This window comes from Moorena sp. SIO3B2 (assembly GCF_010692525.1).
GTDB classification, from domain to species: domain Bacteria; phylum Cyanobacteriota; class Cyanobacteriia; order Cyanobacteriales; family Coleofasciculaceae; genus Moorena; species Moorena producens.
The window spans coordinates 1-14,926 of sequence record NZ_JAAHHE010000022.1 but is presented as its reverse complement, the minus strand read 5'-3'; the positions used below and the strand labels follow the sequence as shown (position 1 = coordinate 14,926).

Genomic DNA, 14,926 nt, shown 5'->3' with positions numbered 1-14,926 from the left:
ACGTTGTTGATCATTATTTGTCTACCGGAAAAGCATAGATGCCCAGATGGTTAGCAATTGCCCGTTGGCGCGTAGGCATACGGGTCTGAATCGGTGAATTTAACACCCGTAGCTTATTGTTATTTGCTACTACCAGAGTGGTGGAACCACCCCCATCCAAATTGAGGGCGCTATCGGCTCCTAATTCTTGAATAATAGTAGTCAATTCAGCCAAAGTAACCCCTTCGCTGTAAAAGCGCTGGCGACCATCAACAATAATTAACCACAAAGTTTTGCCTGATTTATCAATAGCGACAGCAGTGCGGGGATACAATAGTTTCTCATCTGTATTATCTCCCAATACTGCTGGCTTCCCTTCTTTTAGTAAAATTTCTCTACCGGCTATTCCCTCAGATGTCCCTAGAGGACAACGGTTTTGATAGATTTGAGCCTGGAGAAGCTTTGAAATACAAAGCACTGAATAATTTTTTGATTTTGGTGGAGCATAGGATTTACCCTCAGAGATAACTTGCCCTTCTACTCTGACCGGATCACCAGGTTTAGGATAGGAGTCCGGTGGATACTCCCGAAAAGGATAAAAGAAACTACCGTTGATAGCTAATTGTAAGTTAAACTCTCGCACAAATTCCGAGGTAGTCCGGGCAGCAAATTCGTTTTTATTGATGGTATTTCCTGGTGTTACTAATAGTTTAATTCCTGGTGCGGTTAGGTCTATAGTAACAATATGTACCATCAGGGTACGGGGAGATTTGCGAGCATCTCTTTGATACACAATGCCTGGGAAAAGTTGTTGCTGCTTGTCGGTGGGAAGCGGACGCTTGAGCAGTAATGTGCCATAGATCAAAAGTGGCACGCTCACAATACTGATGCTAGTTGTAAGCAGAATTCGCTTTACTCTAGTTATATTTAATTTTTTCATGCTCTAAGCTAGAGTGCATTTAAACTATATATTAATGGGTTTGATTTATACTATATTTTGGTATAAAATAGCTATAACAATCCTCAATTAATAGTGATATTTTTTTGCCTACTCCCTACTCCCTATTCCCTATTCCCTATTCCCTATTCCCTACTCCCTACTCCCTACTTCCTACTCCCTACTCCCTACTCCCTATTCTCTAATGGTAAAGCATAAATTCCCAGATGGTTGGCAACTGGACGTTGGCGCGTAGGAATACGGGTCTGAATCGGTGAATTTAACACCCGTAGCTTAGTATTATTTGCTACTACCAGAGTGCTTGAACCACCCCCATCCAAATTAAGGGCGCTATCGGCTCCTAATTCTTGAATAATCTTAGTCAACTCAGCCAAGCTAACTCCTTCGCTGTAAAATTTCTGGCGACCATCAACAATAATTAACCACAAGGTTTTGCCTGATTTATCAATAGCGACAGCAGTGCGGGGAGAAAATAAATTCTCACCGCCACGACCTCCCAATACTGCTGGCTTTCCTTCTTTTAGTAAAATTTCTCTACCGGCTAGTCCCTGAGATGTGCCTATAGGACAACGTTTTTGATAAATTTGAGCGCGGATAAACTTTGAAATACAAAGCACTGAGGAAGTTGCTTTTGGAGGAGCATAGGATTTGCCCTCAGAGATAACTTGGCCTTGTACTATGACCGGATCACCACTTTTAGGATAGGAATTCGGTGGATACTGCCGAAAAGGATAAAAGAAACTACCATTGATAGCTAATTGTAACTTAAACTCCCGCACAAATTTCGAGGTAGTCCGGGCAGTAAATTCATTTTTATCGACTTTATTTCCTGGTGTTACTAACAGTTTAATTCCTGGTGCGGTTAGGTCTATGGTAACAGTATGTACCATCAGCGGACGGGGTGAGTTGCGAGCATCTCTTTGATACACAATGCCTTGGAACAGTTGTTCCTGCTTGTCGCTGCGAAACGGACGCTTGACCAGCAATCCCCCATAGATCAAGACTGGCACGCTCACAATACTGATGCTAGTGGTAAGCAGAATTCCCTTCAGTCTAGTTATAATTATTTTTTTCATGGTACAATAATAAGTTTATGGATAAAATAGCTAAGATTAATCCACCAACTTAACCTACTCGCCTGTCAATGGCAAATTGTCGTGACATTGGTTTAATTGCTGACTTACCGTGGTCGTGTAGGTATCTACCAGATCAGAAATCGACTATGACAGAATCAATTCGCTTCCTCATGTGTCCCCCTGACCACTACGATGTGGATTATGTGATTAATCCCTGGATGGAGGGAAATATTCACAAGTCATCGAGGGATCGCGCTGTAGAACAGTGGCAAAAACTTCACTATGTCATCAAAGAGCATGCCCTAGTCGATTTAGTTTCTCCTCAATCCGGTTGGCCAGATATGGTATTTACAGCCAATGCGGGATTAGTCTTGGGCAAGAATGTGGTGCTTAGCCGCTTCCTCCACAAAGAGCGCCAGGGGGAAGAACCTTATTTCAAGCAATGGTTTGATGACAATGGCTACACTGTCTATGAACTTCCTCAAGACTTACCGTTTGAAGGAGCTGGGGATGCTCTGCTAGACCGGGAAGGGCGTTGGCTGTGGGCTGGCTATGGCTTCCGCTCAGAACTTGATTCCCATCCATACCTTGCTAAATGGTTAGATATTGAAGTTGTGTCCCTGCGGTTAATGGATCAACGCTTCTATCACTTGGACACTTGCTTCTGTCCCCTGAGTGGTGGCTATTTACTCTACTATCCCCCAGCATTTGATTCCTATTCCAACCGCTTAATCGAAATGCGGGTACCACCGGAAAAACGAATTGCAATCACAGAAGCTGATGCAGTGAACTTTGCTTGCAATGCGGTCAATATTGATCAACTTGTAGTGATGAACAAAGCTAGCGATCGCCTTAAAGATCGGCTCAGTCAAGCTGGGTTTGAGGTGATTGAAACCCCCTTGACGGAATTTATGAAAGCTGGTGGTGCTGCTAAATGCCTAACCTTACGGGTAACTGAACCAGTCCGCAGTGAAATCCATGGCAATCAACCGGTTGAAAGTCGCATTATTCGTTTGGAAGGTCATTTGCTTGATTCTGGTATCATCAGCCGTGCCTTGGATTTAATTGTAGGAGGTGGGGGTAGCTTCCAGGTACTTAACTTCGACCTAGGAACACAGCGGCAAAGCACCTCTAATGCTGAACTGAAAGTCTCTGCACCAGATCATGAGGTGATGGCAGAGATTATGACTAAGCTGATTGATCTAGGAGCTGTCACTCCTGCCCAAGAGGTGTGTGATGCTAACTTGGAACCTGTTACTCAAGCAGGGGTTGCTCCCGATGACTTTTATGTTACTACGATTTATCCTACAGAAGTACGGGTTAATTGTGAGTGGGTTAAGGTACAAAATCAACGCATGGATGGTGCGATCGCAGTAACTGAAACCCCAGACGGTGTCATCGCTCGTTGTAAACTGGTGCGGGATTTGGAAGTTGGAGAACAGGTGATCTTGGGAGTAGAAGGAATCCGGACGGTGCGCAAAACTCAATCCCGTGAACAACGCAATCAGCAAGAATTTAGTTTTATGGCATCTGGGGTCTCTAGTGAGCGCCGGGTAGAATTAGTAGTGGAACAAATTGCCTGGGAGCTGCGCCAAATCCGAGACCAAGGGGGCAGAGTAGTAGTGACAGCAGGACCTGTGGTAATTCACACTGGCGGTAGTGAACATTTATCCCGTTTGATTCGACAAGGGTATGTTCAGGCGCTGTTAGGGGGAAATGCGATCGCAGTTCACGACATCGAGCAATCCCTGATGGGAACCTCCTTGGGTGTGGATATGAAACGAGGAGTAGTTGTCCATGGTGGACACCGCCACCATCTCAAAGTCATCAATGCTATCCGTCGCTGCGGTAGCATTGCCCAAGCGGTAGAACAGGGTGTATTAACTAAAGGGGTGATGTATGAGTGCGTCCGCAATCACGTACCATTTGTCCTAGCCGGTTCGATCCGAGATGATGGTCCTCTGCCAGATACCCAGATGGATTTGATTAAAGCACAGCAAGAGTATGCCAAGTTATTGGAAGGGACAGATATGATCTTGATGCTGTCTACTATGCTTCATTCTATTGGCGTGGGCAATATGACTCCAGCCGGAGTGAAGATGGTCTGTGTGGATATTAACCCCGCCGTAGTGACAAAATTAAGCGATCGCGGTTCAGTAGAATCTGTTGGTGTTGTCACTGATGTCGGTTTATTCCTTAGCCTGTTAGTGCAGCAGTTAGATAAGTTAACCAGTCCTTATCTAGTCAAGTAATTAGTTTAACTGTTGAAGAATTAAGAATTAAGAATTAAGAATTAAGAATTCTACATTCTACATTCTACATTCTACATTCTTAATTCTACATTCTTCATTCTACATTCTTCATTGATTACTAAATTATTAACTTGCTTTATAATCGATAGTTTCATTGTCACTAGGAACCAAAACCCAGTCTGAGAGTCTTAGTTTCTGATAAGTTGCCCAGCCTTTAGAACCGCCAGGTACTGGGTAATCTGGGACAGCATATTGGGGAAAAGCTGTGTACGGACGCCAAGCCTCATAAGGGGAAGTCCGCAAGTGCAACATTTTATGTTCATTACTACCAAAGCTCGATAACCAGCACATTTGTTTTACCATGGGATACTCCTTGATTGTGAATTAAAGCTAGAGAGCGTTGGTTAACTGAGCATTTGAACAGTAAGTAGGTGAGAAATTACTCTGAATTGCTGAGTTGCTGAATTCATCGATAATTTAGCAATTCAGTCATGTTAAATGTATTTCTTGCTACCTACGTGATGCACTTAATAATGTTATGCTGTCTCAGCCACCTTGACTCTAACTGGTGTGTTTATTGTTTCTTCAGTAATTTAGCTGTGGATTCCGGAGAATTGGGTTAAGCTAATCGGAATTTAAATGGAAAATTTTCCGTATTAAGCAAAAGTAAGCATTAAGCCCTCAGCGGTCAGCCCTCAGCGGTCAGCCCTCAGGTATCATGCATAAAATCAACCCAGCGTAGCGTGCGCCTATGGGCAATAAATTAAACGAATGCTTACCAAGGCCAAGCTGATAGCTGATAGCTGATAGCTGAACGCGCACGCGTGTGCGTAGCACATAAGCTTACTTCCATACCTTGCTCCCTGAGCTTACTCACTCCAAGGTGGAGGATCTCCGATTAAACTTTGTTTAACGAAATTCCTGAAATGAATTTCACGAATTGACATCTGTCTATAGAGCTCGCACAGCAGATTCTTTGCTTGTTCAAGGTCAAGATTTTGAATTTGCGTCTCAAACACCTTAAGATTGAACTCCTGTTCTAGGGAAAATTCTATTGGTTGATGTTTTTCCATGATGATTTGACTCCTATAAATTTCCAGAAATTAGGGATTGGTTAGAACCCATTACCCACGTTAATTACGAGTGGGTAGCTTGACGCCTTAATTACTTATCACCTTGAGTTGGGATTTTTCTGCAAGGATTAGTGTAAATAGGCTTTCTACTAGTTATGATGGCAAATTTTACGAGACTTTACAGTACCCTTGCGGGTACTTTGTATCCCACCCACACCTATCCTTAACTATCACATCGGTAAAGCAACCAGAAAATGCGATGTTCCTTTGGAACCGCTTTCGGCAAAGCCGACGCTGCGCGAACGCGATTGACCGTAGGTCACGCTACGCGATGAAGCGAAGCTTCCGCGCTTGTGCGATTGACCGTAGGTCACGCTACGCGAACGCGCTTCAGGGGATATCCAGAGAAGCCGGAGCCCCAAATCGTCAGTAAAAATACTTAGCGGTATCTGAGTTCTGATTGCTATATCGATAGTTTCAGAATAATTGGCAGACAAGAGTAGAATGCCTCAGTATTGATCTCAGTTTTTTGTATCAGTTGTTTCAGTTATATGATCTAAATAGATATGTTCAAGGTAAGTTTATGCCAGTTATAGAAGTTAAAACCTATGTAGAGTATCGGGACAGTCAATAACTCACCGCTAAGTCCTATGGGACTATAGCGGGAGCTTGTAGAAGCTCATAGTTGACCAGACTAAGACTTGATAATGGTCTACGTTATTTGAGTCATAACACCTGTAGGTGCGTGCCAGCCTTCAGCTCTGTTGTTAACAATTAAACATCTGTAGAGAGTTAAGGAAGTGTTGTTAACCTAAAAAGCTCTTATAACATTGTCAAGGCAAACTTTACCCACGTTGTGGAGTGTTCAAAGTAATGCGAGTTTTCGTTTTAGATCAAGATAAAAAAACTCTGGATCCATGTCACCCGGCACGAGCTAGAGAACTACTCAAGAAAGGAAGGGCTAAAGTATTTAAGCGCTATCCATTCACTATTATCATGCAGGATAGGAGTGTTGATAATTCTGTAACTCATCCACACAGAATCAAAATAGACCCTGGTTCAAAAACAACCGGAATAGCTGTCATTCAAGAACAGACTGGACGGGTGACAGGTGCATTAGAAATTAACCATCGAGGACAAAACATCAAGAATTCTTTGGAGTCCAGAAGAGCCTTAAGGCGAGGTAGAAGAAGCAGGCAAACTCGTTACCGTAAACCTCGATTTCTCAACCGCAGACGCCCAGAAGGGTGGCTGCCTTCGTCACTAATGAGTCGAATATTTAATATTGAGACCTGGGTGAGACGACTGAGGAAGTTGTGTCCAGTGACTGCAATATCTCAAGAGTTAGTGCGGTTTGACACTCAAAAAATGCAAAATCCAGAAGTGTCAGGAGTTGAATATCAATATGGCGAGCTGTATGGGTTTGAGGTTAAAGAGTACCTTCTTGTTAAATGGGGACACAGTTGTGTCTACTGTGGTGCCATTAATACGCCTTTAGAAGTTGAGCACATTGTTCCAAAATCAAAAGGCGGCAGTAATCGAGTCAGCAATCTAACTCTTGCTTGTCGGTGTTGTAATCAGAGAAAAGGCAACGACCCGATTGAGAAATTTTTAAAGAAAAAACCAACAATTCTCAAAAAAGTATTAACTAAAGCAAAAACCCCTTTGAAAGATGCCGCAGCCGTCAACTCAACCCGTTGGGAATTATGGAGAAGACTAAAATTAACTGGATTACCCGTCGAGACAGGTTCGGGTGGATTGACTAAGTTTAATCGTAAGACTAGGGGTCTCGAAAAAGCTCACTGGATCGATGCTGCTTGTGTAGGTAAAACTACCCCTGGGAAAATTTTACTAAACGGAATAAAACCACTGACAGTAACAGCTAAAGGTCATGGTGTTCGTCAAAGATGCCGACCCAATAAATACGGGTTCCCAAAAGCTCATGCTCCTTCTGCTAAGTTTTTTAAAGGTTTTCAGACAGGAGATATCGTCAAAGCTAACATAAAAAAAGGAAAATATGCCGGGCAGTATACAGGTCGGATAGCTATTCGTTATCGTCCAAGTTTTGTACTAATGGTTCCTGAGAGAAAGATCGATGTTCATCCAAAATATCTAAAAACAATATTTAAGGCTGACGGCTATGAGTATGCGTCTAATTAATAACGATTCGCTATCGCTGGCCGTAGGCCACGCTACGCGAACAATTTATTGACCTGCGGGAATTCCCCGGAGACGAAACCTGTTTATTGTGGAGCCTTTAGAGTCAGTGGGCTATGCAGATGCATGGTTAAATCTTTTTTAATAAGGCGACCCTATCTTACGGTAACTTTAAACCCGCTAAAACTAACGTTTATAACGGGAGTCCCCTTCCCGTATTTAGATGGTTACATCGATTGCAGGCACACGAATTTCTCTCGACTCGGTTGTGTATACTTTCCGCAACGGATTATCACCGGAAAGTATTGTCCAATCTTTCCCACTGTTGACCCTTGAACAGGTTTACGGAGCGATCGCTTTCTACTTAGCTAATCCTGATCAGATTGATACTTACCTCGCTGTCGAAGAGGAAGAGTTTGATGCCATGCCTCAACCATTACAAAGCACTGATCCGTCTCTGTATAACAAACTTAGGTCACGATTAGTTTTTCCCCTCAGTAATCGTGATTTTCCCTAGTGCATTACTCCACAGTAGCCAACCATTCCGTAATCCCATCTGCGATCGCATTAGCCAATTGCCTTTGTTCTTGGGAATTGCTAATCCATTCAAATTCCACTGGATGAATCATAAATCCCAATTCCAACAGCACCGAAGGAGCTTTGTGAGGACGGGTTAGGGCGAGATTATTCCAAAATACTCCGTAGGATGGACGCCGGAGCTTTTGGACTAAATAATTATGCAAAAACACTGATAAATCGTGGGCTTGGGCATGATACCAAAACATTCCGATCCCAGCAGTATTAATGGCATCACCATCATCTGGTAACGCATTATAATGGATAGAAAGGGCAATAGTTGGTTCTAGTTCGTGAATCATATCCATCCGGTCTCGTAATGACACATCCTTGTCAGTTTCCCGTGTCATATATACCGTTGCTCCCCGTTGTACCAATTCCTTTTGCAACAATTTCGAGACTACTAAATTAACATCCTTTTCTGGATACCCATTCGGTCCCCTAGCTCCTTTTTCTGCTCCCCCATGTCCGGGATCAAGCAGTATCTTAATTCCTGCTAACCGTTGAGTGGATAGACCCAGTATTCCTCTACTGCTCAAGTTTGGTGGATGTCTCAGAGACAGAATGAGAGTAGTGCCTTCATACCTCAAGTCATACCCCCACTGCTGCTCAGATTTGAGTCTAAAATTATACTGCACCCGGTCTGGAGTCACTTGGTACCAGTCTAGGCGCTTAATCACTGGGTCATCATTTAGGAAAATCGTATCCGTTTGAGCGGTTAGATTATGTAGCGTTAGGGTAAAGGTTTTATCGGACTGCTGCACACTCACTGGTACTGGTATCTCTAGGGGAAAGAGAATTTCTGTTGCTCCAGGTACCTGTCGGGAAGTAATACTGCGAATAATCGACTTCGGGGGAGTTGCACCAGCAATCACCTTGGTTTCCTTCTGGCGAATCCAAGCACCATAATCAAGACGTAACCAGTCTCCTTGTTTACCAGTAACTGCTGCTCTAGTTCCCTTTGGTAGAGGAGTTAAGCGAGAATAGCTAGTACTCGGTCCAGTGCGGGCAACCCCAGCCTCCTCTATTACCTCTATCACCTCTAAGCGGTTAGGAGATAGAATTTCCACTGTACCTGTACCCCGCTGACTGACTCTCTCGCCATTGAAATTTAGTTGAAACACAGGGTTGCCAAAATTTCCAACCTGTGATACCAAAGCGCATCCCTCGTAGTTATTAATGACTGCACGAGGTGTAGGTTGGTTTTGACCAGTCAATACAGCAAAATTGGAGGGAAGTTGGGCATCTTGGGATTGAGGGAGTAAGGAAATCTGTTGATTGCCCAGGGTGACGGAAACCCTAGCACGAGGGGATGCGATCGCACCAAAACAAATCTGTTCTCCAGGTAATCTAGCAATATCTGCTGCTGGGGTCAGGGAATCTTTCGCAAATCCCAAACCTGCTGGTAACTCTGGTTCAGTAGACAGTCGAGTTACCGTAACTTGAATTTCCTGGTTTAGATAGCGCAAGGTAAACCGATTTTCTCCCAGCTGCAAAGGGAAACTAGGAGCAAAATTCCCACTTTGGCTACGGGGGATAGGTTTACCATTGACCAGCACCTGTGAAGTAGGGGCTGCAGTACCAATCAAGAAAATTTGCTCTGCAGTAGTTTTATGCTCACGGGGGGGATAGGCCAGGAAAAGGGGTTGCTCAGCCGAAACAGGTAAAACAAGTAATGTAATCACAGAAGCTAGTATTGCCCAACTCAGGATTTTTTGCATGCTTTCTCGTCAACAGCAGGATAGGTTACCATTGACACTCCCCGGCCTTGTATAAGCGGGGATTCCTAGATCAACGAGCCGCCTTAAACCGCCGTATTCCTATTTTTGACGCCGCCAAAAACAGGACAGTACTTAAACCAAAAACCCGTATTGACCAAGTTCTTAGTCAACTTACGACAGACCCAGAGGGCGATTCTCCCTAGGCGTTTAGTTACTTAATAGGAAGTGCATGTGCATAGTCCGTTTCCCTTCCTTTTCACTCGGTTCCGGTGTGCCCCACCGTACCGTTTTTTTTTCTCAAAGCGTGATTTTTCTGGGTTCACACACCAATTGGTAGTTGATGATTGGGTTTTTAAGGAGGATTTTCCCTACCCTCCGGGCATTACTACTTTAAGGTCAATAAGTTACGGGTCTCTCTCCCGGCTCACCCTCGGTTTTTCAGCCTTTACCCTATATTCTCAGTATACTCTGGCGCTATATAAGTGTCAACCTTTTACTGAAAGATTTTTTAGGCGACTTTAGTCGCGCTTGTTTCTTCATCCCCGGTTTAAAAACACGGGGATGAAGACTTGTACGGATCCTAGTAATTAGCCCAATCTTACCAGGACTATCCCAATCTGATTTAACCTGAGTGCGAGATCAACAACTATCGTCCCATTGACGAGTCTCTAGTCAAAGAGTGTTTAGTCTCTAGTCAGAGTAATTGATTTTCCAGGAATTTTTCACCAGAATTTGCGAAATAATCCACCAATCCTTCTGTATACTCCCACTAACCTTGCTCAATTATTCTTTGGGGAGATCAGCAGGGTAAACGTATGTTATTTTGAAATGCCTACTGGATATAAGATTGATAAAATAAGTATTTTTGCTTATTAATTGTTAAATCTTTGTTAGGTGCCCTTTCCGCATCTAATTATTAAATTCGCCACGGGTCGCACCTCTTGATGCAGTTGCTCATGGGGTAAACCCCCAAGACCGCACTGCATCGCTTCTGAGTAAGGTTTCTATAATTTAGATCTGTGTGCCCTGGGGAGATTCAGAGTCTCTGGTGCTAGGCATCGATTGATTTAGTGGTAGACTCCATACATTAACTAATAATTTTAACCGTTTCACCTCCAACAGTGTAAAATTCTAGTGTAAAATTCTAAGGCATCTTATATAGCAATTCTTGCTTATAGCAATTCTTGCTGCCATATACTTTAGTGTTGCCCAGGTAAATCCTGGTTTCTATATTTGGATGGCTCTACCCCTTAGATTTTCCTATACCATCATGGTAGGAATTCCAAGTTATATGGAAAGAATCAATTAGATGTGGGCCTAGAGCAAGTATTATTCTCTCACTAAATTACCCACTCATGCAATTTGTTAATGGTTTACATTTCCGTAATTTGCGCGGTGATGTCTTTGGTGGTCTGACTGCTGCAATTGTCGCACTACCATTAGCTCTAGCTTTCGGAGTATCCTCCGGTGCTGGGGCAATTCATGGTCTTTACGGCGCTGTTTTTGTCGGTCTGTTTGCCGCTCTGTTTGGCGGTACTCCCTCTCAGATTTCTGGTCCCACTGGCCCGATGACCGTAGTGATGGCAACGGTGTTTACGGCGCTAGTGGCTAAAAACCCAGATACTGGCCTAGCCATGGCATTCACCGTTGTCATGCTAGGAGGGATATTTCAAATCTTATTTGGGCTGTTGCGGCTGGGGAAATACATTACCCTGATGCCCTACACAGTGATATCTGGCTTTATGTCAGGGATTGGTGTGATCATTCTGCTGTTACAGATTGGTCCATTTTTCGGGCATCCGAGTTCTGCCAATGTGGTACAGTCTGTCCTGGATTTTCCTAGGTTCGTGGCTAATCCCCATTTTGCCGCTACCGGTTTAGCAATCCTGACTCTGGTGATTATGTTTGGATCACCTCGGAGGCTGAATCGATTAATTCCATCCCCCCTACTAGCACTGATAGTCTGTACATTGATATCGGTTGTCTTCTTCGGAGACCTCCCAGACAGCGAGCTCAGACGGATTGGAGAAATCCCCACAGGCTTACCCAAGCTGTATTTGCCAGTCTTCAATTTCAGCCAAATCAAAGACATGATTGGCTATGGTCTAATGTTAGCCACCTTGGGTGCCATCGACTCTCTGTTAACTTCCCTGGTTGCTGATAATATTACCCGTACCCAGCACGACTCTGACCGGGAATTAATTGGTCAGGGTATCGGTAATACGATTGCTGGCTTGTTTGGTGGCCTACCTGGTGCTGGTGCTACCATGCGGACGGTAATCAATGTTCAGGCTGGTGGTCAAACTCCGATTTCAGGCATGATTCATGCCCTAGTGCTGCTGGTGATTGTTGTGGGTGCGGGAAGCCTGACTCAAAGTATTCCCCATGCTGTACTAGCGGGCATCTTGATTAAAGTAGGAATCGATATTATTGACTGGAGCTTCCTCAAACGAGCCCATCAAGTCTCCATCAAGGCAGCAGCATTAATGTATTTAGTGTTATTCATGACTGTATTTGTTGACCTAATTACAGCCGTTGCCGTTGGGGTGTTCATTGCCAACCTGTTGACTGTCAAAAACCTCAGTCAGCTACAGATTGATCAGGTCAAGGAAATTACTGCTCCTGATGATGGTGAAAATAGTTTGAGCTATGAAGAAAAACAGCTTCTGAAACAGGCTCGTGGTCGAATTTTCCTATTCCGTCTCGGCGGGCCAATGAGCTTTGGTGCAGCCAAGGCTATCTCTCAGCGGATGGGGATTGTGGAAAAGTATGATGTCCTGATCTTAGATCTGAGCGATGTTACCTTGTTGGGAGTGACGGCTTCTCTAGCGATAGAGAATATGGTTAAAGAGGCTCGTGGCAAACGTCGTGATGTGTTTATCGTCGGTGGTAGTGATAGGGTTAATCAAAGGCTGGAAAAGTTGAAAATCCTGGAACTATTACCAGCAAGAAACCGAGTTAGCGATCGCATCGAGGCATTAGAGCAAGCAACTGCCTTGATTACGGGAGAGCAATCACATATCAATAGTGATTTAGCCCAGGAAAATCCCATAGAGGTCAATAGCGCTGCCGCTAATTTAGACCAAACTAAACAATAAGTTGGTTTGGTTGTTTGTCAGAATGCAGAATGCAGAATGCAGAATGGTGAATGCAGAATGCAGAATGCAGAATGGTGAATGCAGAATGCAGAATGTAGAATGCAGAATGTAGAATGCAGAATGTAGAATGTAGAATGTAGAATGCAGAATGCAGAATAAAAAAAATTACAATTCTAAATTTTAAATTCGAAATTCTTGTTAATTCTCTAAAAGATTAGTCGGTAACCCATCTATACTCTCAGTATTTTTGGCTTGCCAATACTCGTGAATTCCCTTTTCTCCCTTGTTATTCGCCCACTTGAGCAGAGTTTCCCTCTCTCCTTTTAAGTCATACAAGGGTACACCATAACCACAGGAGGTTTGGGCAGATTCTACATTCAATACAATAATTTGCCTTTCCCCTGGTAGGCTATTGAATAGGGAGTAGACTGTTTCCCATTCCTTATCCCTAGGTCGAATTACCTGACCGTGACCATAAAGGCGGAGAATTAATGGCTTTTCAGTGAAGCTACAAAACATAATTGTCATTCTGCCATTTTCCAGCAAATGAGCAGATGTCTCGTTACCGCTACCGGTTAAATCTAGATAAGCCACTGTTCTACTATCAATACACCGAAAAGTGTTAATACCTTTGGGGGATAGGTTAATACGACCTTGATGGGGAGCTGTGGCTGTAAAAAATATCTTTTGCTCCTCAATAAACTCTCTTAAATCTTGATTGATTTCTGAGTAAAACTTAGCCATAGTTTACCACAGATTACTCTAGTAATATTGTATCATAAAAATACGCAAATAAAACGCGATCACAGTTATCTAATTTATCTAATTTATCTATCAGCTAATGCGTTACGCGCAACTATCGATAATAAGTTATCTGCAAATAACTATACATTAAATTTTATTACCCCGACTCCCAACTCCCAACTCCCAACTCCCGATTCCCGATTCCCGACTCCCGACTCCCGATTCCCGAATCCCTGTTCCCTTTGGTATATTAACCTTGACGCCTTTGGAGTCATACCAGTGTCTAACGAAATAGACGATATTCAGCCTGAGCAACACAACAGTTCTGACGCTCAACTGTCCCCACAACAACAGGGGCAACGACTAAAAGAATTAGCACTAGTCTTTTTTAAATTGGGGACAATTGCCTTTGGTGGCCCAGCTGCTCACATTGCCATCATGGATGATGAAGTAGTGAAGCGACGACAGTGGATGAGTCATGAGAAGCTGCTCGATCTACTGGGAGTTACTAATCTTATTCCAGGCCCTAACTCTACAGAATTAGCGATTCACATCGGTTATGAGCGAGCGGGATGGCGAGGGCTGTTTGTTGCTGGTTCTTGTTTTATCTTGCCAGCAATGGTGATTGTCTGGATCATGGCAGCAATTTATGCCCGTTACCAGAGTGTGCCCCAGGTAGAGTGGCTCCTTTATGGTATCAAACCAGTTATCATCGCCATTGTTTTACAAGCGTTATGGAAGTTGGGAAAAAAAGCAGCAAAAGATATTCCCACCACAGTAGCAGGAGTTGCAGCTACTGTCGCTTTCTTCTTAGGCACCCATGAAATTCTATTACTGCTGTTGGTCGGAGCTGCAGTAATGCTAGTTAAAAACCTTTGGCGTAGAGGAAACAATATCACAGGTGCTTTACTTATACCTTTCTCTAGTGTTTTAGCACAGACCGGTGTACCATCCGCTGCTTCTATATCTTCCGCTAGTGTGTTCTTATTCTTCCTAAAAATTGGCTCCGTTCTATATGGTAGTGGCTATGTGCTGCTGGCGTTTCTACAACAAGATTTAGTAGAGCGCCATCAATGGCTTACTTCCCAACAACTGCTTGATGCGATCGCAATCGGTCAAGTCACTCCCGGTCCTGTGTTTACCACTGCTACCTTTATTGGCTATCTGCTGAATGGAAATGTTGGCGCAGTAGCTGCAACAATTGGAATCTTTTTGCCTGCCTTTGTGTTAGTCGGAATCCTCAATCCTTGGGTGCCCAAGCTACGCCAATCCCCCTGGGCAAGTGGATTCCT

At 43.7% G+C, this 14,926-nt stretch carries 13 protein-coding genes; 7 read left to right on the top strand and 6 right to left on the bottom strand.

What is annotated here, in order from left to right:
- Positions 1-13 precede the first annotated feature (13 nt).
- Positions 14-919 (bottom strand): phosphodiester glycosidase family protein, encoded by a 906-nt coding sequence (locus tag F6K38_RS07050; protein ID WP_502708821.1) that lies wholly within the window; start codon positions 917-919, stop codon positions 14-16.
- A 93-nt stretch (positions 920-1,012) separates the two neighbouring features.
- Here F6K38_RS07050 and F6K38_RS07045 point away from each other — a divergent pair, with 93 nt between their 5' ends.
- A complete protein-coding gene (locus tag F6K38_RS07045; protein ID WP_267872027.1) occupies positions 1,013-1,135 on the top strand; it encodes a hypothetical protein in 123 nt (40 codons plus the stop codon).
- Here F6K38_RS07045 and F6K38_RS07040 read toward each other — a convergent pair.
- Positions 1,105-2,013 (bottom strand): phosphodiester glycosidase family protein, encoded by a 909-nt coding sequence (locus F6K38_RS07040; RefSeq protein WP_287294335.1) that lies wholly within the window; start codon positions 2,011-2,013, stop codon positions 1,105-1,107. The genes F6K38_RS07045 and F6K38_RS07040 overlap by 31 nt on opposite strands.
- Before the next feature lie 146 nt (positions 2,014-2,159).
- Between F6K38_RS07040 and argZ the strand changes: the two genes are divergently transcribed.
- Entirely contained in the window at positions 2,160-4,265 is a 2,106-nt protein-coding gene (gene argZ / locus F6K38_RS07035) for a bifunctional arginine dihydrolase/ornithine cyclodeaminase (RefSeq protein ID WP_044493102.1), read from the top strand.
- A 126-nt stretch (positions 4,266-4,391) separates the two neighbouring features.
- Here argZ and F6K38_RS07030 read toward each other — a convergent pair whose 3' ends face one another.
- Together F6K38_RS07030 and F6K38_RS07025 are read right to left on the bottom strand one after the other, a co-directional pair.
- A complete protein-coding gene (locus F6K38_RS07030; RefSeq protein ID WP_044493099.1) occupies positions 4,392-4,628 on the bottom strand; it encodes a hypothetical protein in 237 nt (78 codons plus the stop codon).
- Positions 4,629-5,134: 506 nt separating this feature from the next.
- Positions 5,135-5,338, bottom strand: coding sequence for an NblA/ycf18 family protein (locus tag F6K38_RS07025; RefSeq protein WP_008183956.1), 204 nt, complete (start codon positions 5,336-5,338; stop codon positions 5,135-5,137).
- Positions 5,339-5,597: 259 nt separating this feature from the next.
- Here F6K38_RS07025 and F6K38_RS07020 point away from each other — a divergent pair, with 259 nt between their 5' ends.
- The 3 genes from F6K38_RS07020 to F6K38_RS07010 all read left to right on the top strand — a co-directional run bounded on the left by F6K38_RS07020 (position 5,598) and on the right by F6K38_RS07010 (position 8,012).
- Complete coding sequence (locus F6K38_RS07020; RefSeq protein WP_154659776.1) at positions 5,598-5,771, top strand: hypothetical protein; 174 nt, start codon at positions 5,598-5,600, stop codon at positions 5,769-5,771.
- Between the two features lie 440 nt (positions 5,772-6,211).
- The gene (gene iscB / locus F6K38_RS07015; RefSeq protein WP_008183953.1) at positions 6,212-7,498 is read left to right on the top strand and encodes an RNA-guided endonuclease IscB; all 1,287 of its coding nucleotides are present in this window, start codon (positions 6,212-6,214) and stop codon (positions 7,496-7,498) included.
- 220 nt (positions 7,499-7,718) lie between these two features.
- Complete coding sequence (locus tag F6K38_RS07010; protein ID WP_008183950.1) at positions 7,719-8,012, top strand: DUF433 domain-containing protein; 294 nt, start codon at positions 7,719-7,721, stop codon at positions 8,010-8,012.
- A 4-nt stretch (positions 8,013-8,016) separates the two neighbouring features.
- On the opposite strand, the gene F6K38_RS07005 is transcribed toward F6K38_RS07010, so the two are convergent.
- Positions 8,017-9,792: an N-acetylmuramoyl-L-alanine amidase gene (locus F6K38_RS07005; RefSeq protein ID WP_008183948.1), complete on the bottom strand. Its 1,776-nt coding sequence runs from the start codon at positions 9,790-9,792 to the stop codon at positions 8,017-8,019.
- 1,355 nt (positions 9,793-11,147) lie between these two features.
- Between F6K38_RS07005 and F6K38_RS07000 the strand changes: the two genes are divergently transcribed.
- Positions 11,148-12,890, top strand: coding sequence for a SulP family inorganic anion transporter (locus tag F6K38_RS07000; RefSeq protein ID WP_008183946.1), 1,743 nt, complete (start codon positions 11,148-11,150; stop codon positions 12,888-12,890).
- A 198-nt stretch (positions 12,891-13,088) separates the two neighbouring features.
- On the opposite strand, the gene F6K38_RS06995 is transcribed toward F6K38_RS07000, so the two are convergent.
- Positions 13,089-13,634, bottom strand: a complete 546-nt coding sequence (locus F6K38_RS06995; protein ID WP_008183943.1) for a pyridoxamine 5'-phosphate oxidase family protein — start codon at positions 13,632-13,634, stop codon at positions 13,089-13,091.
- A gap of 279 nt (positions 13,635-13,913) precedes the next feature.
- Here F6K38_RS06995 and chrA point away from each other — a divergent pair.
- Positions 13,914-14,926: chromate efflux transporter (chrA, locus tag F6K38_RS06990; RefSeq protein ID WP_502709568.1), on the top strand; the 1,013-nt coding region annotated here is incomplete at its 3' end.